24 protein-coding genes and 1 pseudogene are annotated in these 23,184 nt (G+C 54.6%); 22 read left to right on the forward strand and 3 right to left on the reverse strand.

All coding sequences use genetic code 11. The features are described from left to right. The first annotated feature begins 360 nt into the window (after positions 1–360). The 4 genes and pseudogenes from RAC89_RS16065 (at position 361) to RAC89_RS16080 (ending at position 5,226) form a co-directional block, all read left to right on the forward strand. Positions 361–1,505 (forward strand): annotated as a pseudogene (locus RAC89_RS16065) (IS3 family transposase). Between the two features lie 574 nt (positions 1,506–2,079). Then, positions 2,080–3,255 (forward strand): GNAT family N-acetyltransferase, encoded by a 1,176-nt coding sequence (locus RAC89_RS16070; RefSeq protein WP_306614649.1) that lies wholly within the window; start codon positions 2,080–2,082, stop codon positions 3,253–3,255. Positions 3,256–3,392: 137 nt separating this feature from the next. Next, the gene (locus RAC89_RS16075; RefSeq protein WP_306614651.1) at positions 3,393–4,109 is read left to right on the forward strand and encodes a class I SAM-dependent methyltransferase; all 717 of its coding nucleotides are present in this window, start codon (positions 3,393–3,395) and stop codon (positions 4,107–4,109) included. Positions 4,110–4,140: 31 nt separating this feature from the next. After that, entirely contained in the window at positions 4,141–5,226 is a 1,086-nt protein-coding gene (locus RAC89_RS16080) for a Gfo/Idh/MocA family protein (protein ID WP_306614653.1), read from the forward strand. Here the strand turns inward: RAC89_RS16080 and RAC89_RS16085 are convergent. Further along, entirely contained in the window at positions 5,216–5,695 is a 480-nt protein-coding gene (locus RAC89_RS16085) for a hypothetical protein (protein WP_306614655.1), read from the reverse strand. The two genes, RAC89_RS16080 and RAC89_RS16085, sit on opposite strands and share 11 nt — an antisense overlap. 226 nt (positions 5,696–5,921) lie before the next feature. On the opposite strand from RAC89_RS16085, the gene RAC89_RS16090 reads away from it, so the two are divergent. From RAC89_RS16090 to RAC89_RS16125, 8 genes are all read left to right on the forward strand, one after another. Then, positions 5,922–6,218 carry a LiaF transmembrane domain-containing protein gene (locus tag RAC89_RS16090; RefSeq protein WP_284644333.1) on the forward strand — a complete coding sequence of 99 codons (297 nt, stop codon included), beginning with the start codon at positions 5,922–5,924 and terminating at the stop codon, positions 6,216–6,218. Between the two features lie 57 nt (positions 6,219–6,275). Then, complete coding sequence (locus RAC89_RS16095; protein WP_306614657.1) at positions 6,276–6,956, forward strand: PspA/IM30 family protein; 681 nt, start codon at positions 6,276–6,278, stop codon at positions 6,954–6,956. Continuing rightward, entirely contained in the window at positions 6,953–7,504 is a 552-nt protein-coding gene (locus RAC89_RS16100) for a PspC domain-containing protein (RefSeq protein ID WP_306614659.1), read from the forward strand. Before RAC89_RS16095 ends, RAC89_RS16100 begins: the two co-directional genes overlap by 4 nt. 2 nt (positions 7,505–7,506) lie before the next feature. After that, on the forward strand, positions 7,507–8,196 hold the full coding sequence (locus RAC89_RS16105; protein ID WP_306614661.1) for a PspA/IM30 family protein: 690 nt from the start codon (positions 7,507–7,509) through the stop codon (positions 8,194–8,196). A gap of 134 nt (positions 8,197–8,330) precedes the next feature. After that, entirely contained in the window at positions 8,331–8,978 is a 648-nt protein-coding gene (gene liaF / locus RAC89_RS16110; RefSeq protein ID WP_306614663.1) for a cell wall-active antibiotics response protein LiaF, read from the forward strand. A 23-nt stretch (positions 8,979–9,001) separates the two neighbouring features. After that, a complete protein-coding gene (locus RAC89_RS16115; protein ID WP_306614665.1) occupies positions 9,002–10,084 on the forward strand; it encodes a sensor histidine kinase in 1,083 nt (360 codons plus the stop codon). Next, positions 10,059–10,712, forward strand: coding sequence for a response regulator (locus tag RAC89_RS16120; RefSeq protein WP_284644341.1), 654 nt, complete (start codon positions 10,059–10,061; stop codon positions 10,710–10,712). Before RAC89_RS16115 ends, RAC89_RS16120 begins: the two co-directional genes overlap by 26 nt. A 160-nt stretch (positions 10,713–10,872) precedes the next feature. Continuing rightward, positions 10,873–11,151 (forward strand): hypothetical protein, encoded by a 279-nt coding sequence (locus tag RAC89_RS16125; protein ID WP_306614668.1) that lies wholly within the window; start codon positions 10,873–10,875, stop codon positions 11,149–11,151. A 319-nt stretch (positions 11,152–11,470) separates the two neighbouring features. Here RAC89_RS16125 and fliD read toward each other — a convergent pair whose 3' ends face one another. After that, positions 11,471–12,763, reverse strand: coding sequence for a flagellar filament capping protein FliD (gene fliD, locus RAC89_RS16130; protein ID WP_306614670.1), 1,293 nt, complete (start codon positions 12,761–12,763; stop codon positions 11,471–11,473). Between the two features lie 309 nt (positions 12,764–13,072). Between fliD and RAC89_RS16135 the strand changes: the two genes are divergently transcribed. Next, on the forward strand, positions 13,073–13,516 hold the full coding sequence (locus RAC89_RS16135; RefSeq protein WP_306614672.1) for a GNAT family N-acetyltransferase: 444 nt from the start codon (positions 13,073–13,075) through the stop codon (positions 13,514–13,516). Between the two features lie 66 nt (positions 13,517–13,582). On the opposite strand, the gene RAC89_RS16140 is transcribed toward RAC89_RS16135, so the two are convergent. Continuing rightward, entirely contained in the window at positions 13,583–13,921 is a 339-nt protein-coding gene (locus tag RAC89_RS16140; RefSeq protein WP_306614673.1) for a hypothetical protein, read from the reverse strand. Between the two features lie 182 nt (positions 13,922–14,103). Between RAC89_RS16140 and RAC89_RS16145 the strand changes: the two genes are divergently transcribed. From RAC89_RS16145 to RAC89_RS16185, 9 genes are all read left to right on the forward strand, one after another. After that, positions 14,104–14,874: a YwmB family TATA-box binding protein gene (locus RAC89_RS16145; protein ID WP_306614675.1), complete on the forward strand. Its 771-nt coding sequence runs from the start codon at positions 14,104–14,106 to the stop codon at positions 14,872–14,874. Positions 14,875–15,047: 173 nt separating this feature from the next. After that, complete coding sequence (zwf, locus tag RAC89_RS16150) at positions 15,048–16,568, forward strand: glucose-6-phosphate dehydrogenase (protein ID WP_306614676.1); 1,521 nt, start codon at positions 15,048–15,050, stop codon at positions 16,566–16,568. 138 nt (positions 16,569–16,706) lie between these two features. After that, positions 16,707–17,765, forward strand: coding sequence for a metallophosphoesterase family protein (locus tag RAC89_RS16155; protein ID WP_306614677.1), 1,059 nt, complete (start codon positions 16,707–16,709; stop codon positions 17,763–17,765). A gap of 19 nt (positions 17,766–17,784) precedes the next feature. Then, a complete protein-coding gene (locus RAC89_RS16160; RefSeq protein ID WP_306614679.1) occupies positions 17,785–19,368 on the forward strand; it encodes a peptide chain release factor 3 in 1,584 nt (527 codons plus the stop codon). Positions 19,369–19,550: 182 nt separating this feature from the next. After that, entirely contained in the window at positions 19,551–20,327 is a 777-nt protein-coding gene (locus RAC89_RS16165) for a YheC/YheD family protein (protein ID WP_306616107.1), read from the forward strand. Next, a complete protein-coding gene (locus tag RAC89_RS16170; RefSeq protein ID WP_306614681.1) occupies positions 20,314–20,436 on the forward strand; it encodes a hypothetical protein in 123 nt (40 codons plus the stop codon). Before RAC89_RS16165 ends, RAC89_RS16170 begins: the two co-directional genes overlap by 14 nt. Positions 20,437–20,566: 130 nt before the next feature. Further along, on the forward strand, positions 20,567–20,866 hold the full coding sequence (locus RAC89_RS16175) for a hypothetical protein (protein WP_306614682.1): 300 nt from the start codon (positions 20,567–20,569) through the stop codon (positions 20,864–20,866). A 65-nt stretch (positions 20,867–20,931) separates the two neighbouring features. Beyond that, positions 20,932–22,005, forward strand: coding sequence for a LacI family DNA-binding transcriptional regulator (locus RAC89_RS16180; protein ID WP_306614684.1), 1,074 nt, complete (start codon positions 20,932–20,934; stop codon positions 22,003–22,005). Positions 22,006–22,020: 15 nt separating this feature from the next. Then, entirely contained in the window at positions 22,021–23,181 is a 1,161-nt protein-coding gene (locus tag RAC89_RS16185) for a Gfo/Idh/MocA family protein (RefSeq protein WP_306614686.1), read from the forward strand. The last annotated feature ends 3 nt before the right edge of the window (positions 23,182–23,184 follow it).

Here is a 23,184-nt window from a genome sequence, read left to right on the forward strand (position 1 = left end):
GATCGTTGTCAGCAAAGCGGAAAGAGTTGAAATAATGGCACTTCTGCCATTGCGCGCTACGAAAGGTCCGAAATTCCGCCAGTAGTGGCAAAAATGCGACTAATCGCCTCAGCTTCCTGGTTGTAAGGCGGGAAGGGGCCAAATAATGGCACATTTGCCATTGCGCGCTACGAAAGGTCCGAAATTCCGCCGGTAGTTGCAAAAATGCGATTAATCGCCTCAGCTTCCTTGTTGCAAAGTGGGAAGAGGCAAAATAATAGCACTTCTGCCATTCTGGAGCTAGACTAGAAAGTAGACACACTCTATCAGCGACCTGGTACAATAAAATAAACTGAAAGGTCGAGGTGTGTCATGGGAGATATTCGTCAGCATTTTGATGAAGAGTTCAAGCGTCAAACCGTAAAACATATGCAAGAGAGTGGGAAAACCCCAGCCGAAGTGTCCAAAGAATTGGATATCCCTGTAAGCAGCATTCGAGCGTGGAGAAAGCAGTTTACCAACACGGGTGAAAAGTCGCAACTGTTTGTCGATTACGAACGACTCAAAAAGCTCGAAGAGATGAATCGAGAACTTCAAGAGGAGAACGAGATTCTAAAAAAGGCGATGCACTTCTTCACGAAAAACCGAGACTGATTTACGCGTTTATCCGTAAATTCCGCTTCCAGTTTCGTGTTGAGAAGATGTGCTCTGTGATGGGCGTTTCCCGAAGCGGTTACTACAAGTGGCTGAACCGAAAGCCAAGCGAACAGGAAAAGCTTCGCAAGAAACGGATGAAGCGAATCCAGCATCATTTCTATGCCTACAAGCGTCGTTACGGCAGTGATAAGATTGCAGCCAAATTGCGTGAAGAAGGCGATACCATCTCGACGAAAACAGTGGCTCGCCTGATGAAAGAGATGGGGCTGCGCTCTTGCACAGTGAAGAAATACAAAGCAACCACCAACTCGAAACATAATCAACCGGTGTATGACAATGTGTTAAACCGCGGCTTTAACGTACTTGCACCGAACAAGGTATGGGTAACAGATATTACGTACATTGGGACATCTAAGGGCTGGGTTTACCTAGCGAGCGTGATGGACCTGTACTCTCGCAAAATCGTCGGTTGGGCGCTTGGGGAGCGAATGACCAAAGAACTAGTGTTGGAAGCGTTTGACCAGGCTTGTGAACGGCAAAAGCCTCCTCCAGGTCTAATTCACCATTCTGATCGAGGCTCACAGTATGCCTCAAACGAATACCGCGAGCGGCTGACGAAGCATGAGATGATTGGCAGCATGAGTCGTAAGGGCAACTGCTACGACAATGCATGTATCGAGTCCTTCCACAGCGTAATGAAGAAAGAGCTCGTGTACCAAACAAAGTTTCACACCCGAAAACAGGCGTATGATGCAATTTACCGGTACATTGAGTTCGACTACAACCGGATCCGCATCCACTCGACGATTGGTTATCTCACCCCGCATCAGTGCGAGAAGAGGTACTATGAACAACACCAGGTTTCATAGTTTCTGTGTCTACTTTCTTGACAGAGGTCCATTCCGTGCAACGAAGGTGCAGTAGCGGCAGTTCCAAGAGTAAATCATGCGAAACGAGGTGGAACGACGAAAATTAGATGCAGGAAATGCAGGTAACGCCGCAGGGGGGCTTTGGGACCGATCGCCTCCTCCATCTCCGATCATGGAATTTCTCATGAAATTGGGTTACAATGGCAGCAGACAGGACATCGCCGGTTATGAACATGTGCGAGCAGCTGCCGCTTGCGTCTGAGAAAGCGCTGTCGCCGGTTGGTAAGCGTTCGAGTGTGCCGGGAAATGCGCGTGATTCCAAGCTTGAATCCGGGCGAGCAGGATTATGTTTCCCGCGGGTTGGCAACGATTGTAATAGGATAACAAGCCTGTGAATGAGGGTACATTGTACCCTTATAACGGGCGGGGATCGATTTTATTTCACCTTCGAGCCCAAGGGAGTATAGCAGGGTGGCGACCACACTGGAGCCGGATGCACATGGGGAGCAGTCCTGGGGCAAGGCGGCGCTCGCGTCGGCTTGAAGAGTTAAGCTAAAGGGAGCGGAGAAACGCGATGGAGATGAACATTCGCCAGTTAACGTCAGAGGAATTGCCGGATAGCTTAGCGCTGTCGGAATTTGCTTTTCAAATGGAGTTTACACCGGAGCAGCGTGAACGGAGACTGGCTACGGCAAAGCCCGAGCAGATCTGGGGGAGCTTCCTGGGTGACCAGTTGGCGGCAAAGCTGAACCTGCTGGAGCTGCAGACCTGGATCCAAGGAAAGGTCTATGCGATGGGCGGAGTAGCCGGTGTCGCGAGCTGGCCGGAGCATCGAAGAGGGGGACTCGTCTCGGGGCTGCTGGACAATGCACTCAAGGTAATGAAGGAGAAGGGCCAGACGGTTTCGTTCCTGCACCCGTTTCAGTTTGCCTTCTACCGCAAGTTCGGATGGGAAACCTACTGCGAGTACAAGAAATACGAAATCGAAACGGAGCTGCTGCCCAAGCTGGCTCCTCAACCGGGCCGGATTGAGCGGGTAGACGGTCAGATCGAGCTGCTGAACCGTATTTATGATGCATACGCCTCCCGTTATAACGGCACGCTGGTACGTGATGAAGAGTGGTGGAGGGATCGGGTCCTGGTGAAAAAAGGAACAACCGCCGTCTACTATGATCCGTCGGGTCAGCCGATGGGCTATGTGTACTACCATGTGAAGGATAAGGTATGCACCGTCCACGAGCTTGTAAGCCTTCATCATGGAGCGCGGCTGGCGTTGTGGAGATTCCTCGGCAATCACGATTCGATGATTACGAAGCTTGTTGTGCAGGCGCCGGCGGGCGACCAACTGGCTTTCCTTCTGGATAATCCGAGGGTGAAGCAGGAGGTGGTGCCGTATTTTATGGCGCGAATCGTGGATGTACAAGGCTTCGTTGAACGGTACCCGTTCCAATCAGGCGTGGAATATGTGTTGGCGCTTCGGGTGACCGATCATCAGGCGGATTGGAATGACGGCTACTTCAAGCTGGAGGTGGACGAATCGGGTACGGCGACCATCGTGAAGCTGGAGGAGGCGCCGAAGGGCGTGCCGCTCCTCATGACTGACATCCCCACTCTATCGGCTATGCTGATGGGGTACCAGCGTCCGAGATTTTTGCAGGAAATCGGCAGGGTCCGGGCTGAGGATGAGGCCATTGAGGCTTGGGAGCAGCTGATTCCGGTACGCCAAACGTATTTGCCTGACTTTTTCTAGCGATAAGGGATCCTGCTGTTACAAGGCTTGTGACGGCGGGGTCTCTTTTGTTTCATGCAGGAGATGACCGGGCCTTGGCGAATGTATATTCGTATCTGTGTGCTTGCAGGAGTAAAAAAGGAGCGAGGTGTTTCCTTTTGGGGGAGAGGCTGGACGCTAGAATAGCACGTATTCGTGAAGAGGAACGGAAGTACCATGAGGCTTGTTATGCGAAGCATGCTTTATTTGAAGCGGGTTCGTGGCTGCAAAAGCCTGTACTCACCGTGCTGGAGACGTTTCGGGCGTTCGATGCCTACGGGGAAGTAACGGTGCTCGATCTGGGCTGTGGGGTAGGGCGTAACAGCATTCCTCTGGCGCAGGCATTGAAGGGACGGGGCGGCCGGGTGGTTGGGGTGGACATCATGGATACGGCTCTGGCGAAGCTGAAGGAATACGGCACATACTATGGTGTACGAGATTATATCGAGACGTGCGAGTCCGATATAGGAAGCTTCGAGATCCCGGAGCAGAGCTACGACTATATTGTAGCGGTTTCCGCATTAGAGCATGTAGAATCGGAGCGGATATGGCGTCAGGTACTGGAGCGTATGCGAAGCGGAGTCCGGGAGAGCGGAATCGTCTGCATCATCATGAGCACGAACATCAGAGAAACAGACGCAGGTACAGGGGAAACGCTGGAGACGTTGATGGAGCTCAACCTGAGGACGGAACAGGCCGTAAAGAACCTGGAGGCCGTGTTTACAGGCTGGAGCCTGCTGTATTCTACGGTCAAACCGCTTCGGTTCGATATTGAACGAGGTGAGCGAAAGGTGATCCTGTCCTCCGATTGCTTAAGCTTTGTAGTGCGGAGGTAATATCCAATACACAACGAAAAGGGCGATAACAATGGGCAAACCTGCATCATTCAGTATCCTTGGCGGTGCCGGCTTTCGGGCGCAATACTATCTTAGAATCGCGCAGGCACTTCCGGACAGGTTTCAGGTCAGCGGTATGGTCGTTCGCGACGAGGCCAAGGGCAAGGCACTGGAGCAGCAGTGGAAGGTGAACACCTACCGAACGCTGGAGGAATTATTGAGCAAAGAGCGGCCCGATTTTGTGGTGGAATCCGTGAGTCTCTCTGCTCGCGGGGGGTATTTGCTTCAGCTGTCGAATTTAGGTATCCCCGTGCTCGCGGAAACGCCGCCTGCTGCCGATTTGCAAGGCTTAACGACACTTTACGAAAAGCTGACAAGCATGCGGGCCCGTGTCCAGGTTGCCGAGCAGTATCATCTGCACCCGGTCAATCAGGCCCGGGCTGCCGTCATCAAGCAAGGGCGGCTCGGAAGCATTACGGAAGCCACCGTATCCGTATCGCATTTCTACCATGGCGTCAGCTTGATTCGAAGAATGCTGGGGGTCGGATTCGAGGAGGTGGCCATTCGGGGGATGAGATTTCATACCGAATGGATGGCCGGACCTAACCGCAGCGGTCCCCCGAAGGAGGAGAAGCGGATTCCGGCGCAGAGAGACCTGGCATGGCTCGATTTTGGCGATAAGCTGGGGATTTATGATTTTACCAAGGATCAGCACCGGTCCTGGATTCGCTCCAACCACTTGTCCGTAAGAGGGGAGCGGGGAGAAATTTTCGATAACCGCCTTACTGTGATGAAGGATTACCGTACGCCGCTGCATCTGGATATGAAGCGGATCAACAAGGGCGAATTGGAAAATCAAGAAGGCTATTTCCTTCAAGGCTATATGGCCGGGGAGCAATGGGCTTATGAAAATCCGTTCGCGCCTGCAAGACTGTATGACGATGAGCTCGCAATTGCCCATTGCTTGGAAAAAATGGCTGATTATGCGGCAGGCGGCCCCGAATTTTATAGTCTCTCCGAGGCTTCGCACGACCAGTACTTGGGGTTACTGATCGAACAGGCGATCCAAACGGGAGAAACCGTAAGGTCAGTACCCCAGCCCTGGACTACCGAGTAAACTCCTTTTCCAGCCCATATCGAATAAGAAACGGCTCCAGCACGGAGCGGTTACATTCAAATGCATACGTACGGCCCTCTTCGCTGAAAGCCAGCAGAAGGGGGCTTTCTTCTTGTACGGACTTAGCCGGAATGAGCGCATAGAGCTCACGGCAGTGAAGGCTGACCCCGGGGACCGGCATTACGGTCAGACTCGGCTGAAGCGGGATGCGGATCACGATGCCGCTCTTCGTCCCGATCTCAAAACGAGGGGATACGCCCCTCACGTCTTGGAGCCAGCGTGCCGCCGCTTCGCGAATCTCAGGCGTCATGCCGAGCCGCGACACGACGCGCTCCTCCTGCACATCAAACACTTGCACGAGGTCAGGCTCCGAGGTCATTACAGGCAGAGCGGGGAATGCCCGGCCGATCCCGGCAGCGAAGCTGAATAGGCTTATGCCTATAAGCAGGGTACATAAGGTACGTCGCATCCCGTCATGTCTCCTTTTCGAGTCTACGTAGTTATAGCGTAGTCTTTCTTCGTGCGGAGATTTTATCCAAGGAGGGTCCGGGAGTAGTCTTGCCTTCAGTCGGAGGGGGTACTGGACTTTGGTCCAGTATCAAAAACCGCCGCAGGTCCGTTTTGGAAAGCCGCCCAAAACCCTAGAATAAAGACATAAGCAAACGACATCACAACGAAAGGCGGTGAGTACATAAATGAAACTAACTCGAAACAGCGGATTGGCACTTCTGCTTATCTTCTTCGGCTCGCTGATCATTCTAAACAAAATCGGCGTGCATACGGGACACCTGATGGGCTGGCTGTTCCCGGCTGCGATGGTCGGCCTCGGCTATCTCGGAATCAAGAACGGACGCACGGCGATCGGTTGGATTCTGATGGGCCTCGGCGGGATCATCCTGCTGGGCAAGCTATCCGGGTTCTTCGCCATCCTGATCGCGATCGGGTTGATCGTTTACGGGATTTCGATGCTTCGCGGCAAGTCGTGGGTATAATTTAGCTCCCAAGTTGCAAACAGATAGATCACTAATTTGGAAAAGGTGGTAGAAGGAATGAGCTTAGGGAAACGATTCCGTGATCTGACGGTAGCTTCTTTCAATGAGATGCTGGAAAACTCGGAGGACCCGGTACGGCTGATCGACAAGTACCTCGCCTCCCAGTCCGAGCAAATTCGCGAGTCGGAGCGGCTCTTGCAGCAGTGTCTGTCCCATGCGGCATCGCTTCGCCAGCAGTACACCTCGGCGGAGCAGCTCAAAGCGCGCCGCGAGCAGCAAGCGCTGCTGGCCTTGAAGGCCGGCGAGGATGAAGTGGCACGCCTTGCTTTGCAAGAAAAGCTTCAACAGGAAGAGAAGGCTGGACAGTATAAGGCGCTGTACGAGCAAAGCAAGCTCGGCATCGTGGAGCTGGAGGAGCAAATCCAGCAGCTGAAGGCCGATTTCGATGAGATTGCCTCGAAGCGTACTTATTATATTGCAAGATTGGAATCCGTAAGACTACAGCAGCGCATGAACGAGCGGCTTCGTCAAGCGGGCGGGGTACCGTCGCCAAGACTGTTCGATCGGCTGGAGGAGCGCGTAAGCGACATGGAAATTACGGCACGAACGCTCCGCGAAGTGCGGGGGCAAGTGCGCGACGCTTGGACAACAGCCAGTACGGCAGCGTCCAGCGCACTTGAGCAGGAAATGTCGAAGCTGCGGCAGAAGCTGGAGAAGGAGGGCTGGATGCGGCCATGACCAAATTGTACCGATCCCGCGTCGACCGCAAGCTGACCGGCTTGTGCGGCGGATTAGCGGAAGTAATGAACATCGATTCCACTTTGCTTCGCGTCATTGTGGTGGGTGCAACGATTTTATCCAGCGGAGCGGTCATCCCGTTCTACCTGCTGACGGCGCTTGTAGTGCCCAAGGAGCCTTGGAACGGCATCGGCGCCGGTCCTTACGGCTCAGCCTACGGCGGCGGACCTGCCGGACCCGGCAGTCCAGGCGGTCCCGGCTTCGGGCATCAGTGGGGCCAGCATTTCGGCAGCTGGAAAGAGTGGAGGAAGGCGGAACGATACTACCGCAAAGCACAGCGCTGCGGCTGGACGCCTCCTCATGAAGCAAGCTACGCCGGGGCGGCTTCGCAAGCTCCGCAGCAAGATGCCGCGGAACAGAGCCATCTGGATGAAATGATGAAGGATATTGAGAAGAAGGCCATGTGGAAAGAGATCGAAGAGCTGCGCGCTAAAGTAGCGCAATATGAAAAACAAAACCAATCCAACCAAACTAAAGGAGATGTGTAATCATGGGTGTTTTTTCGAGAATTAAGGATATGACGAAGGCTTCGCTGCACGAGCTGCTGGATAAGGTGGAAGATCCGATTGTGATGCTGAACCAATACCTTCGCGATATGGAAGAGGAAATTGCGCAAGCGGAGGTTACGGTAGCACGCCAGATCGCCAATGAGCGAAAGCTGAAGCAGCGATTGGAAGAAACGATCCGCCTGATCGCTCAGCGGGAAGAGCAGGCGAAGGAAGCGCTCAAGAACGGCGACGAGGCCGCAACGCGCCAGCTGCTGGAGCAGAAGCTGTATTACGAGGGCAAAATCAGCGAGTATACCGACATGCACGAGCAGTCCAAAGTGCAAGCGGCGGAGCTTGTTCAGCAGCTGCATGAGATGAAGGATGCCTACTACCAAATGCGCAACAAGCGCAGCGAGCTTGTCTCCCGTGCCCAGCTGGCGAAGGCGAAGAAGCAAATGGCGGAAGTGACGGCGAACAATGTGATCGAAGGCGGCCAAGCGGTGAAAGGCTTCCGCCGCATGGAAGAGAAGATCATGGCGCTTGAGGTGGAAGCGGAAATCGCTCGTACTCCATACACCGGCAGTGCTTATGCAGGCTACGGCAGCGTACCCGCTGTAGATACCGCCAAGCAGCAGCGAATCGACGATCAGCTGGCGCAGCTGAAAGAGAAGCTGTCGGCTGAACAAGCGTAAGCTTTCATGAAAAATACACTTTGAGCCTGTCAATCAAGTATGATATGCTATGAAAGGCCATAGAGGGCATGATTTCCAGCCGCTATGGCTTTTTGTACCACTACCTGAGATCCGACAAAAGGGGGGCGACACGGATGAAACACAGCAATCGCAACATTGCGCTGATCTTGATTGGGGCCGGCTTGTTCCTGCTTCTCGACAATCACTTCAGCTTCTTTACCGTCGTTGCCCTCTTTCTCTTATTGATAGGCGTTCACAAAATCCGCTCGGGAGCCACACGCAAGGGCTACATTATGATGGCGATCGCGATGCTGCTTCTGGTGGGCGGCAACCTGCCGCTCATCATCGCGGTGGTGCTGATCTCCCTCGGCTTTTTCTATGTGAGATCAAGGCAGATCCAGAGAGATGAACAGCATGTGCAGAAGCAAAGCCTCATTGAAAGCATCCGCTGGGGGCGCGATCCGTGGATTCTGCGCAACATGTCCATCTGGAACGTGCTCGGCGAGCTGCAGATGGATTTGACCTATGCGATCCCTGAGCAGAAGGAAACGACGATCGTTCTGCAGGGCGTTATCGCAGATATTGATCTGATCGTGCCTGAGGACATCGGCATATCGGTCACAGCGTCGGTGTTGTTCGGGCAGGCGCATATCGGCACCCATAAGGAAGCGGGCATACTCAACAAGGTCGTATGGCAGTCGCCGAATTATTATTCTGCGGACCGTCAAGTGAAACTTATGATTTCGTACGTCGTAGCAGATATAGATATCAAAATCGTGTAAATCTCAAGTGGAGGCGTAAGTCGATGGGCGGCCACGGGCAGGAGAAACGTCTGACCAACATGATATGGCGAAGCATGGCGGAGTCGATTGGGCTCAGCCTTGTTTTGTTTGCCGTCGTGGTGTACTTTCTCAGCTCGAACGGGTATATGGTTCCCTTCGCGTCGTGGCAGGAGGGGGTCCGGTTAAGCTTAACCCTGATCGCTATGGTCGTAATCATCGGCGGGATTTACGGGCTTTGGACGAGCAGCCGGACAAAGCGAAGGCTGGAGCTGCTGAGGGAAGTAATGCTGTCTCTGGAAAAAGGGAACCTCAGCCGCTCCGTCCCGCCTCTCGGAGAGGACGAAATCGGACGCCTCGGCGAGCAGCTCAATTCCATTACAAAAAAATGGGAAGAGCAGGTCAGCTCGCTCCAGCGTCTGTCGAGCAATAATGCACAGCTCGCCCAGAAGGCGAAGTACTCCGCGATCGTGGAGGAGCGACAGAGGCTGGCCAGAGAGCTGCATGATGCGGTGAGCCAGCAGCTGTTCGCGATCTCGATGACGGCAACGGCTGTGGGCCGTACGTTCGAGAAGGATCTGGACAAGGCGCAGCGGCAAATTCATCTGATCGAGGAGATGGCCTCCGTCGCTCAATCTGAGATGCGCGCGCTGCTGCTGCACCTGCGCCCCGTGCATCTGGAAGGCAAGCGGCTGTCCGAGGGCTTGCTCGAGCTGCTCCAGGAGCTGTCGGCGAAGGTGCCGATGGAGATCTCCTCGGAGATCGAGGAGGACATTCGGCTGCCGAAGGGGATTGAGGATCACCTGTTCCGGATCGTGCAGGAGGCGATGTCGAATGCGCTTCGCCATTCGAAGGCGACGAAGCTGGAGGTTCGTCTGAACCAGCCGTCGGCTGACGCGCTGCGCCTGCTCATACGGGACAACGGGGTTGGCTTCAATCTTGACGACAAGAAGCATTCGTCGTATGGCATCGTGACGATGAAGGAACGGGTGAACGAAATCGGGGGCTCCTTGAATTTGATTACAGCCCCTGGCAAAGGCACCCGGATTGATATACGAGTTCCGATCATGGCGGAAGGAGGGCATGAGAGTGGAAGAGACGACGATTAAGGTGCTGCTGGTGGATGATCATGAGATGGTGCGGATCGGGCTCGCGGCCGTTCTGAGTACAGAGGACGAAATTGAGGTGGTCGGCGAGGCCAGCAGCGGACAAGAGGGGATCCGGCTGGCGCTGGAATACAAGCCGGATGTCGTGCTGATGGATCTGGTCATGGAGGGCATGGACGGCATCGAGACGACACGCCGGCTGCTCCAGCAGCATCCGGACTGCAAGGTCATCGTGCTGACCAGCTTCATCGATGACGAGAAGATTTATCCGGTCATTGAAGCGGGGGCATTCAGCTACCTGCTGAAAACGTCGCGCGCCGCGGAAATAGCGCAGGCGATACGTTCCGCCGTGAAGGGTCAGTCAGTGCTGGAATCGCAGGTGGCTTCCAAGCTCATGAACCGCTTCCGCCAGCCGAAGGCGGCGGTACAGCCGCATGAGGAGCTGACCGAGCGCGAGATGGAGGTGCTCCGTTTGATCGCTTCCGGGAAGTCCAATCAGGATGTGGCTGACGAGCTTTTCATCGGAGTGAAGACGGTCAAATTCCATGTAACGAATATTTTGGCTAAGCTGGGCGTAGAGGATCGGACGCAGGCTGCCATTTATGCTTTTAAACATGGTCTTGTCGAGTAAAATGTGACCAATTGATGAACAAATCGCCGGAGTTTCAACTTTGGCGGTTTTTTTTATTAATAAAGTGAAAGTTTTGCAGGGGTACCACCGTCTATATAGATAAAGGATGTATGTTTGACACGACGAGGAAGGGGCTGACGTCCGTATGTCCGCACTGCAAGTGAAAAAAGAACGTGCCGAATTCGGAGAGGAGCTCTTGCCGGATCAGAAAGCGGAAGTCCTTAGAGTTCATGAGGCTTATTGCTATCAGGTAGCCTATTATGTGCTGCAAGATGCGCCGGGAGCCCAGCAGGCCGCCAAGTTGGCGCTTATCGAGCTGTTCCGACGGGACTGCTTCTTCCGGCTTGCCGAATCCGGGCGGCGGAAGGAAGTTAAGTCTGCAGCAATCCGTTGTTCGCTACAGATACGGAAGGAACGGCTGGCCGGCACCTCACGCTAATTTGTTGAGAGGACGAATTCCGCAAATCAGCACAAATGGAAAGAGCTGTAAGGGATCTGAGCAGGGATTTCTGCAAAAGCGCAGCTTTGGGATCCGTAAACGATCGAATCGCAGCCAATAGGCACTTGAAAGCTGCGTTTTAGCACAATTCCGTAATGGAAAGGGCTATAGCCGTCGAAAAAAGTTGCATAAAAGCACAAATCCAAGTCGGAGTCCTCTGGGGGACGGCTTCTGCTTGGCTGCGAGTGCCGGCCCGGCAAGTATAATAAACATCCCGGGCCTTCCTTTCGGGCAAGAAAGGATGGACCCGGGATGCTCTCTAAAAATGATGATTCATCAATGTTCCCGTCCATGGCACCGGCAAATACCGCTGGAGCGGCGGGGCATACATCGGGTTATACTGGTAGTTCGTCAAGGATGTGTATGGAGACGTATACACGTTGAGCAAGGCGAAAGAGGGTGCGCCCGTCAGCTTATCGGCGAGCTTGCTTAGCTGTGCGGGAAGACTGCTTGCGCCGACGAGCTCTTGCCGAATGGCGTCGTAGTCTTCCTCCAAACGCCGCTGCAGCTCAGATGCGCCCAGGTCCAGCTTCAGTGATCCGCCACTGCGCTTGTCGATCCCGAGGAGCTCTAAGCTCCGCTCGGGCAGAGCCCGTTCCATGGCGCGAGTGACGGCAGGGCTCAGCAAGGCACCTGCTTCCTCAGCAGCGGCTGCAAGCCCGTTATAGGCCTCGATAAGCTGTGCGATCTGCTTCACTACGGCATCGTTGTCCGGCGTCACCTGCAGAGTTACGGAGCCCTCCGTCGCCTTGGTCCAGAAAGCCGTAACTTGTCCGCCTCCGAGTCTGATGCTGTTCGATTCCGACGAAACCGCCGGACCGCCATTGACCCGGTACCGTGCATTCTCCGCTTCTCGTTCCACGTTAGCAAGGCCGGTTGCATCAACCGCATTGCCCGTCTCATCCTTCAAGGAGAACGCATGCCCCTTGCCCGTATCATCCGCCGTGAGCTCCAGCCTTACCGTGCTGTTCGTCGTATCCCGCACGAGGGTAGCGGTCACGCCCATGTCGGCCGCGTTAATGACCCGGCGAATTTTCCCAAGGGCCTGCTCATTCGTTTCTCCGCTCCAGAAGTCCACTCGAAACGTCTGAGTCGTAGCCCCGGCCGTCAGGGAAAAGCGATGGCTTCCCGCCTCTACAGAGGACGGAGCCAGCCGTGACAGCGCGGCCCCTGTATTCTTCTGCGAAACGGCCGCTTGATCAATCTGCAGAGTGAACGACTGCAGCTCCGCTTGATCCTTCGCCTGCGCGGTCACCGCATGGGAATTGCCGGTAACCTTGCGCCGGTCGAGGGCGGAGGCACCTGTAGTTGAACGCACATCATCCGACGCCAGCTTCAGGCTGTGTGCCGATTTCAGCAGGGAAGCAAGGCTTTGGGCTGACGTCTCGGCATACCTCTCATAAGCATAACGATAAAAAGGAGCGTTCGCCGGGGGAAGATTAGGGTTTAAAAAGGCGTATTTTTCCTGCCTCTTGTCCCTTTCTAGATCCATCAAATACCAAAGAGACGTTGTCTGATACGTTCGGGTAACCTTGGGAACCGATGTATCCATACGAATCACCTCATACCGTTCTCATCATCTTACTTTCATTATAACCGAGCCCCTATTTACCGTAAATTGGTTTGTGAAACATTCTTGACACTTCACACAAGGCTGAGATATGATGATTTATCAATCTATCATAAGGAACGTGTAGGCATGAACTGGATTCAAATCATCGTCATTGCAGCCGTGATTATCGCTTGCGTATTATTTATGGCGTTCGTCGGAAAGAAATATCTGAAATAGCCTATAACCGTTGCCGCGAGCTCAACATAAAATGGATTATTCCATTATGTGGGGCGGACGGAGGCGGTACCGATGCTGCGCAAACGCATCCCAAGACAGGACGACGGAACGATCTTTCATTTGGTCAATCGGCTGCTCGTGCCTTTTGCCAGAGAGGCCAAGCCGAACTTGAGCTTCACGATAAGCACGCTGAGAAACCGGCTGAAGCACTGCAGCACGTATGTACAAACAGCACCGAGCAGAGCCGTGATCGGCTTCATCTCTTTGAGATCGGGACGGGACATCTTGCTCGTAGATATGCTGGCCGTCGATCCGAGATATCAAGGCAGAGGCATCGGCGGCACACTGTTGAAGCAAGCCGAACGGGTGGCACTGCGCACCGGCAGCCGCAGCGTCGGATTATGGGTCGATGAAAGCAACCGGAAGGCCCAGAACTTTTACCAAGCCAAAGGATTTTCGGCGGTTCAGTATGAGCCGCGAATTCGCTGTTATTTTCTCATTAAAGATATAAGGTAACGAAAAACCAAGGCATGCGAGAGCTTAGGAAGTCTCCGCTTCAGCCTTGGTTTTTTGAAATTTTCCTTAAATTAAGACAAAGAGCAGCGCGATCAAAGCAATATCGAGGACGATTCTTCCTCCCGGGTAAAAGGGCGGATACGGATAGGGAGCGAATGGATAGGCCGAGGTCGCGGCATCTACGGTACCCGTTTTTTTGCCTTTTTTCCCCTTGATGACGGCCTTGCCTTTCTTCTTGTTCTTCGTCGTAACGGCGACACTCGGGTCTTCGTTCAGAATCAGCTGATTGTTCTCAAGGCGACTTAGAACCCCGAACACTTCCCCGCCGTCCTTCAAATAAATGAGTACCGGTTTCCCGTAATGCTCCTTGCAGCTGGCTTCGCAAATCGGATGGATCGGCTTCACGTCCAACACACCTCCATGGCATCTATACATAGGCAATGTATGCGCGAATGTCTCTGTCGTCATAGACGGATGCCCGGGTGAATCCGCCCATTTCTGAGGGTTTGGTATATTTTCTATCGAATCAGGATATGCTTTTGATAGATGATAGTTACTAGATTCGGAAAGCGGAGGGAACGATGACGATGAGAACACGGACAAGTTGGATGCTTGGTTTGTTGGCTGCAGCGATCTTACTGGCAAGCGCATGGACGGTTCAGGCCCAGGGAATGCTTACTAGCGGCGCCTATCAGGATGCGGAAATGCTGACTGAGCAAGCGGTCCAGGCCTACGACAAAGAAACTCCGGTTCGTGTTGTGCTCAAGGCATCGGGCCCATACCGCAGCTATACGGAGAAGGCGAAGCTGCTTGGCTACGGTCAGGAGCTGGGCGGTTTGCTCGGCATGCCGAAGGAGGAGTATGAGCTGCGCGAGCAGCAGGGGGAAACGGTATACCGTCAGGAGCTGGAGACGGCGGACGGCTGTACAAAGACGCTGCTGCTTACTTGGTGGGAGGATGCCCAAACCTTCGTCATTGTGAAAAAGGAATGCACGATCAACGCAGCCGAGCTGAGCAAGCTGCCGGTCTGGCAGCAAGAGCTTGAGCACGAGCTGCAGACGAGAGCACAATGGCAGCCCGTATGGAATGTGATGGTTCAGGGCGAGCTGAGCAGGCAGCTGCAGCGGACGGAAGCGGAGGATGTATTGGGCCGAATCGCAGCCCCTCTCGCCGCTGTAGAAGCGGAACGTTATGAAGATCGCGGAACGGTTAGCGTCAGCTATACCTCCTCCAAGCTGAAGCACTCGGTGAAGAGTGGAAAGAAGGAGATCCATCTGCAGGTCGGTCTGCATACGGATTCCAAAGACGGCTCCAGGAGACTTACCCTGGGCACACCGATGATTACAACGGAATATTAATCCGATGTTATAGCAATCAGCCTGCCGTAATTCATTAGATTTATCAAAATGATAAGTCTTATGAGTTGAATCTCCGGCAGGTTTTCGTTATGCTAATAATGTCGACACGAACAGGAATGTTTTGCCACTTGCGTATACAACACAAAATTTATGATAGAAAGAATGAGGAGACTATGACGACTGCCGTATTTTTGATATTTGGAGCTACGGGGGATCTGGCCCGACGTAAGCTGTTCCCGGCTTTCTATGCGCTATACCGCGAGAGGAAGCTTGGAGACCGCTTTGCCGTGGTCGGCGTTGCAAGACGTCCCCGTACGAACGAGCAATTCCGCCAAGACCTGCTGGAATCCATCCAAGAATTTGCCCGCTATAATGTGACGCAGGACGAGCATTGGGACTCCTTCGCGGATCATTTTGAATACATGTCGCTTGACATCAATAACATTGACGGCTTCCGCCAATTGAACGAGCTGACGAACCGTTTGGACACCAAGTTTACGGTAGGCGGCAACCGCCTGTTCTACTTGGCGCTGGCGCCGGAGCTGTTCGGCAATGTGTCGCACAATCTTCAGGCCGGCGGACTGCTTGAATCCGAAGGCTGGCACCGTCTGGTGATCGAGAAGCCGTTCGGCTACGATCTGCCGTCGGCGGAGAAGCTCAATTCCGAGATTCGTCAAGTGTTCAATGAAGAGGAGATTTATCGGATCGACCATTACCTGGGTAAGGAAATGGTACAAAATATCAGCGTAGTCCGCTTCGCCAACGCTTTCTTTGAGCCGCTCTGGAACAACCGTTATATCTCCAACATTCAGATCACACTTAGTGAAACGGTCGGGGTGGAGGAGCGGGGCGGATACTATGACCATTCGGGAGCCCTCAGGGATATGGGCCAGAACCATATGCTGCAGATGCTGGCGATCATGGCCATGGAGCCGCCGAGCCGCTTGCACCCCGAAGACATCCGCGACGAGAAGGTGAAGGTGTTCCGCTCGCTGCGCGGCTTCAATTCCGCGGCGGAGGTTCGCGCGAATACGGTTCGCGGCCAATATGTAAGCGGGACAAGCAAGGGCAAGCAGGTAGCGGGCTACCGGGAAGAGGACAAGGTCAATCCGGAGTCGACGACGGAAACGTATTTCGCCGCCAGGGTATTCGTGGATAATTTCCGCTGGGCCGGGGTGCCGTTCTACATCCGTACGGGCAAGAGGCTCCCGGTGAAGACGACCGAGGTTGTAGTGGAGTTTAAGAATGTGCCGAACAACGTTTATCTGTCCAAAAAGCACAAGCTGGAGCCGAACCTGCTCGTCTTCCGGGTCAACCCGATGGAAGGCATTTACTTCAAGATGAATGCCAAGGAGCCGGGCTCCGACGGAAGCATCCTTCCGATCGCCATGGATTTCTGCCAAAGCTGCCAGGTGGGCTTGAACACCCCTGAGGCTTACGAACGCCTGCTGTACGATGCCGCCCGCGGGGATTCGACGTACTTCACCCGTTGGGATGAGGTGGCGCTGGCCTGGAAATACGTGGACAAGATCGCCGCCGCGTGGGGCGAGCGCACGGAGGATCTTCAGCAGTACTCCGCGGGTACATGGGGACCTGAGCGTGCTCAGCAGCTGGTGGCGGAGGACGGCTTCCGCTGGTGGCCGGTCAACGGACAGGATGAGGGCGAGGTTGTATGGGGCTTGGTTCAGCGCTAAGCCGCTTGATTTGGGTGGAAAAATCTGAGGGCTGCATAAGCCCTCTTTTTATTGCCGGAAAAAGTGCACTCTTGGGGGGAACGTTATATAATAGAGGGTAGCACGTCGTCAAGGAAGTCAGACTAGGAGTGGGATTAGGTGACAAGACGAGCTTTTATAGGTTGGTTACTAGGTTTGCTGGTATTGATCGGTGCCTCGGGTACCGGATTGTATCGGCTGCTGCAGAAGTCCATCGAGACGCAGCAGGCCGGAGGGACGGCCCCTGTGGCCCCGAAGACGGAGCCGACGCCTGCCCCTGCCGCACCCGCTGCTGCGGATCCGAATGCGCCGCTGTTCTCTTATTTTATTTTAAGCGATCTTCATATTTCGAGAGATGACCCGAATACCATTACGCATATGAAAGAAACGCTGGAGGACATTACAAAGTTCGACGGACCGGTAGAAGCGGTTGTCATGACGGGGGATCTGACGGAATACGGCCGGGAGTCCGACTACAAGGAGCTGCAAAAGCTGCTCGAGGGCTATAAGCTGCCGCCGCTCTATGCCAATATGGGGAACCACGATTATTACGATATCTGGATCGATAAGAACGGCGGGTTCAACAAGGATACAATGCCGAACAGCAAGACCGACTGGCAGTCGCGCGAGCGGTTCATGAAATTTTTCGGGCTGAAGAATGTGTACCATGACGCAACGGTCAAGGGTTATCAGCTGATCCTGCTGTCTCAGGAGGCGTATGTGCAGGAAAAACCGGAGGTCGGCGAGGGCGCGTGGTACTCGAACGACCAGCTGGAGTGGTTGAAGGGTCGCCTGGCCCAGCAGAAGGACCGCAAGCCGGTGTTTATCATGACCCATCAGCCGCTGCCGCCGAAAGGGAGAGACGGGGGAAACCACTCGGTCATCCCTGCGATCAAGCTGCGCGAAATTTTGAAGCCGTACCCGAATGTGTTCGTGTTCTGCGGCCATCGCCATCAGGATTTCCAGAACGGGGTCGAGCATTACGAGAAGGAAACGTTCCATTATTTCCATAATTCGTCGGTAGGGCGCGTGCTGAACCGCAGCTACCAGAATGCCTCCAAGGAAAAATCACAAGGGCTTTACGTACAGGTATATAAGGATCGAGTGACGCTGCGCGGGCGGGATTTCCCAACCCGGACTTGGCTGAAGGAAGCGGATTGGACCGTGAAATTAACTTAAGGAAGGATCAACCACAATCATGAGTACAGGCTTATCAGAGCAACTGAAGGATGAAGTGTTAAAACGCCGCACGTTCGCGATCATCTCTCACCCGGACGCCGGGAAAACGACGCTGACGGAGAAGCTGCTCTTGTTCGGAGGCGCGATTCGCGAAGCGGGTACGGTCAAGGGCCGCAAGGCCAACAAGCACGCGACGAGCGACTGGATGGAGATCGAGAAGCAAAGAGGGATCTCGGTTACTTCTTCCGTTATGCAGTTCGATTATGAAGGACATAAGGTCAACATTCTCGATACTCCCGGTCACCAGGACTTCTCAGAGGATACGTACCGGACGCTCACTGCGGCGGACAGCGCCGTGATGCTGATCGACTCGGCCAAAGGGGTCGAGGCCCAGACGAAGAAGCTGTTCCAGGTGTGCCGCAAGCGGGGCATTCCGATTTTTACGTTCATTAACAAGCTCGACCGGGAGGGGCAAAATCCGTTCGACCTGCTCGAGGAGCTGGAGAACGTGCTGGGCATTCGCTCGTACCCGATGAATTGGCCGATCGGCATGGGCAAGCAGCTGTGCGGAGTCTATGACCGCAAGAAGACACAGCTGGAGCTGTTCCAGGGCGACGACCACCGGGAGATCAAGGTGAGGAAGGTCAGCGGTTATGACGATCCGGTGGTGCAAGAGGTAGCCGGTGAATTTTTCTATGACCAGCTGAAGCAGGATCTGGAGCTGCTCGATGTAGCAGGCGATGAGTTCGACTACGAGAAGGTGGCTCGGGGAGAGCTGACACCGGTATTTTTCGGCTCGGCCATCAACAACTTCGGCGTGCAGACGTTCCTGGAGAACTTCCTGCAGCTGGCGCCCGCACCGACGCCGCGTAAGACCAATTCAGGCGTGGTAGAGCCGTTAGATGAGAAGTTCTCAGGGTATATTTTCAAAATTCAAGCGAATATGAACCCGGCTCACCGCGACCGCATCGCCTTCCTGCGCATCTGCTCGGGCAAGTTCGAGCGCGGCATGTCCGTGAAGCACGTTCGAGTGGGCAAGGATATTAAGCTTGCTCAGCCGCAGCAATTTTTGGCTCAGGATCGGGATATTGTGGCCGAGGCGTATCCGGGGGATATCATCGGATTGTTCGATCCGGGAATTTTCAACATTGGCGATACGCTCTGTCAAGGCGTTTCGATGGAATTTGATGAGCTGCCGACGTTCTCGCCGGAGCTGTTCTCGAAGGTCACGGTGAAGAACGCGCTGAAGCATAAGCAGTTCCAGAAGGGTGTGGACCAGCTGACGGAGGAGGGCACGATTCAGGTGTTCAAGACGATCGGCTTCGAGGATCTGATTCTCGGTGTCGTCGGTCAGCTCCAGTTCGAGGTATTCGAGTACCGGATGAAGGCGGAGTATGGAGTCGAGGTGCAGCTGTCGCGTATGACCTACCAGTTCGCCCGTTGGATTGTCGACGACAAGCTGGATCCTTCGAAATTCCGCATCAATTCGCAGCTAGTTACGGATAAGAAGGGGAACTTCGTTGCGCTCTTCGAGAACGAATATGCGCTGCGGACGGCGATGGAGAAATGTCCTGACGCTAAGTTTTTGGAAACAGCCCCGTAAGGCGGAAGTAAGAGGTCAAGCTCATCACAGCATGCTTAGGCATGGCGGTGGGCTTGGCTTTTTTGTTTGAGCGGATGCAGGATGGGATGAGCTCGTGAAATGGGCGGATATCCTATAACCATTCACCTACCGCCCACATAAAATAACGGGAAACCGGTAATGTGGCTAAAGGCAGAAGGATGGTGGATGAGTTGAGAAAGCAGAAGAACAAGAGGCATGTGACCAGCAAGTGGATCAAAACCAAACTGCTGCTGGCCTCGCCGCGGACGCGGATCTTCGTGCCGGATACCCGGAGGATGACGCGTCGGAGCCTATTATCCATGCTGGAAAGCTATCAAATGGTATATATTAAGCCAAACAAAGGCACCTTCGGCATCGGTGTCATGCGCGTGGAACGTGAGGAGGCGGAGGCAGGCTTCCTATATCGTTTTCAAACCGGGACGAAGGTGCGCAGCTTCCGCAGCTATAACAAGATGTATTCCGTGATACGCAAACTGACGAGAAGAAGACAGTATTTGGTGCAAAAGGGGATTCATCTGCTGAAATATCGCGGCAGACGTTTCGATATTCGGGTCATGGTGCAGCAAAATCCGAGGCGTCAATGGGAGACGACGGGCATCGTCGGACGTCTGGCCGCTCCGAAGAAGGTCGTAACGAACATTCATAATGGTGGCACGGTGACGGCGGTCGGACGGCTGCTGCGCGGGCATGTGTCCACGGACGGAAGAAGACAGCTGGCGGGCAGGCTGGGAGAGCTGGGGCTGGTCGTAGCGAAACGCCTGCACAGTAAGCACCCCGGGCTTCGCGAGATCGGTCTGGATGTGGCGCTGGATAAGACGCTGCACCCGTGGATTCTTGAGGTGAATACAAGCCCTGACCCGTTTATCTTCAAAAAGCTGAAGGATAAAAGCATCTTTCGGCGCATTGTGCGGTATGCAAAGGCGTATGGACGGCTGTAGAGCCGTTCTTTTTTTTGGAGCGAGTTTGGGGGCGGTGCCGGGGATGCGGGTCGATAACGTCCCTGGGGGACGTTATCAGGCGGAGCAGCTGGCGGGAGGGTACGAATAGCGGCACAGAGGGACGCTAATTGGCGGAAAATGGGGGGGGCACCGCGAGTGTGGCATGATAACGGTCCTGGGGGACGTTATTCGGCAGAGCGGCTAGTGGGAGGGGCGAATAGCGGCACAGAGGGACGCTAATGGTCGGAAAGTGGGGGGTGGCACCGCGAGTGTGGCATGATAACGTCCCTGGGGGACGTTATCAGGCGGAGCAGCTGGCGGGAGGGTACGAACAGCGGCACAGAGGGACGCTAATGCTCGGAAAATGGGGGGTGGCACCGCGAGTGTGGCATGATAACGTCCCTGGGGGACGTTATCAGGCGGAGCAGCTGGCGGGAGGGTACGAACAGCGGCACAGAGGGACGCTAATTGGCGGAATAGCCGGAGACAGCAAGCATATATTTTCCAAGAAACGGATTGACAGACCATGTGCCTCATGAGATAATGAACGCGCGTACATTAATAAGTGTCATCATGAAATATCACATAGAATCAACCCAAGGAGGTGGAACCTATCGTTACCCGAAGAGAAGTAGCTGATGCCGCGGGAGTATCCGAGGCGACTGTGTCGCGCGTCTTTAACAATGTCGGTCCTATGAAGGAGGAGACGAAGCAGCGCGTCCTCGAGGCAGCGAAGAGATTGAATTATCATCCGAACGCGATCGCTCAGAACTTCGCCCGGGGAAGAAGCGGAAATTTGGGCATTGTGCTTCCATACGTGCCGAAGGTACATATTTTCTCCACGTATTATTTTTCCGAGGTGTTAAGCGGTATTGGAGAGAAAGTGAAAGAGAAGGGCTACGATATGCTGCTGATGTTCCGCGCTCCGGGAGAGGAAAGCGATTACATCCAGCTCTTCCGTTCGCAGAAGGTCGACGCCTGCATCATTCTCGGCGCTACCGACACGCCCGGCGAAAGAGAGGAGCTCCGCAAGCTGGAGGAAGCGGGACACCCGTTCTGCCTGGTGAACCAGCATTTTGAAGGAGAACGGTTTCATGAGGTGGACGCCGATCATGTGAAGGGCAGCTATGAGGCCGTCCGGCATTTGCTGGACCAAGGTCATCGGGAGATTGCTTTCATTAGCGGCCCGCCCGAGTTTTCCAACAGCCGGGATCGGAGAAAAGGCTACCTGAAGGCAATGCAGGAGGCCGGCCGGTTCTCAAACAACAGTCAAGGGGAACCGGATATTCCGGGGCACTTATACTACGAAGGAAATTACAGCCGGACCAGCGGTTATAAAATAGCTTCAGAGATCTACAAACAGCTGGATCGGATCGATGCAGTGTTCGTTTCGAACGATCGCATGGCTGTGGGGCTCATGCAGGGCTTAAGGGAATTCGGTGTAGCCGGGGGCAAGGAGCTTGCGATCGTCGGCTACGACGATTCCGATACGGCACGCATAACGGATCCTCCGTTAACCTCGGTAGCCGTGCCTTTCTACGAGATGGGCCGCGCCGCTGCGGAAGAGGTGCTCTCGCGTATCCATTCCAGCGGGACGGAAGAGCAGGGCACCATCCAAATCAAGCTGGATACACGGCTGGTCGTGCGCGCGTCCTGCCGGTCTCATAACCAACCTTAAGGAGGAGTAGCAAGGATGAAGCAAGTACGCGTGGGAATGGTCGGTTACAAGTTTATGGGCAAGGCGCACAGCCATGCTTACCGGGATTTGCCGATGTTTTTTCCTAAGGTGACGAAGCCGGTCATGAAGGCGATCTGCGGCCGGGATGAGAAGGGCGTTGCCCAAGCGGCCGAGCAGTTCGGCTGGGAGAGCTATGCGACGGATTGGCGGGAGCTGGTTCAGCGCGAGGACATCGATCTGATCGATATTAACGCCCCGAGCGATGCCCATAAGGAAATTGCCCTGGCTGCCGCCAAGGCCGGGAAGCATTTGTTCTGCGAGAAGCCGCTGGCTCTTACGCTGGCCGATTCGCGGGAGATGCTGAAGGCTGCCGAGGAAGCCGGCGTGAAGCATATGGTCGGATTCAACTATCGTTTCGCTCCGGCTGTACTGCTTGCGAAGAAGCTGATCGAGGAAGGGCGATTGGGTCAAATCTACCACTTCCGCGCTTGGTTTCTCCAGGACTGGATCGTAGATCCGAGCTTCCCTCTCGTCTGGCGTCTGCAGAAGGAAGTGGCGGGCTCCGGCTCTCACGGCGATCTGGGGGCTCATTTGATCGACCTGGCGCACTTCCTGGTAGGCGATATGAACGAGGTAATCGGCATGAGCGAGACCTTTATCAAGGAGCGTCCGCTGCCGACTTCCATGACGGGACTCAGCGCCAAAGGAAGCGCCGATGCGCCGAAAGGGCCGGTAACCGTTGATGATGCTACGCTGTTCCTGACCCGGTTTGCGAACGGGGCGCTCGGCAGCTTTGAGGCGACGCGTTTTGCACCGGGCCACCGCTGCACGAATTCCTTCGAAATTAACGGCTCCAAGGGCAGCGTGAAGTTCGACTTCGAAAGAATGAACGAGCTTCAGGTGTACTTCACCGACGATGCCGAGGATGTTCAGGGCTTCCGGCGCGTGCTGGCAACGGATGCTCCCCATGCTTATGCAGATGCCTGGTGGCCGGCAGGACATACGATCGGGTATGAGCATACGTTCATTCATGAGGTGGTTGAGCTGATGCAGGCGATGGCGGAAGACCGCCAGCCGGTGCCTAACTTCGTTGACGGTGTGAAGTGCCAGCAGGTGCTGGAGGCGGTAGACCTTTCCATTGCGGAACGCCGCTGGGTTAAGGTCGAAGAATTGTAAGGC

The organism is Paenibacillus sp. GD4 (genome assembly GCF_030846225.1).
GTDB classification, from domain to species: Bacteria; Bacillota; Bacilli; order Paenibacillales; family NBRC-103111; genus Paenibacillus_G; species Paenibacillus_G silviterrae.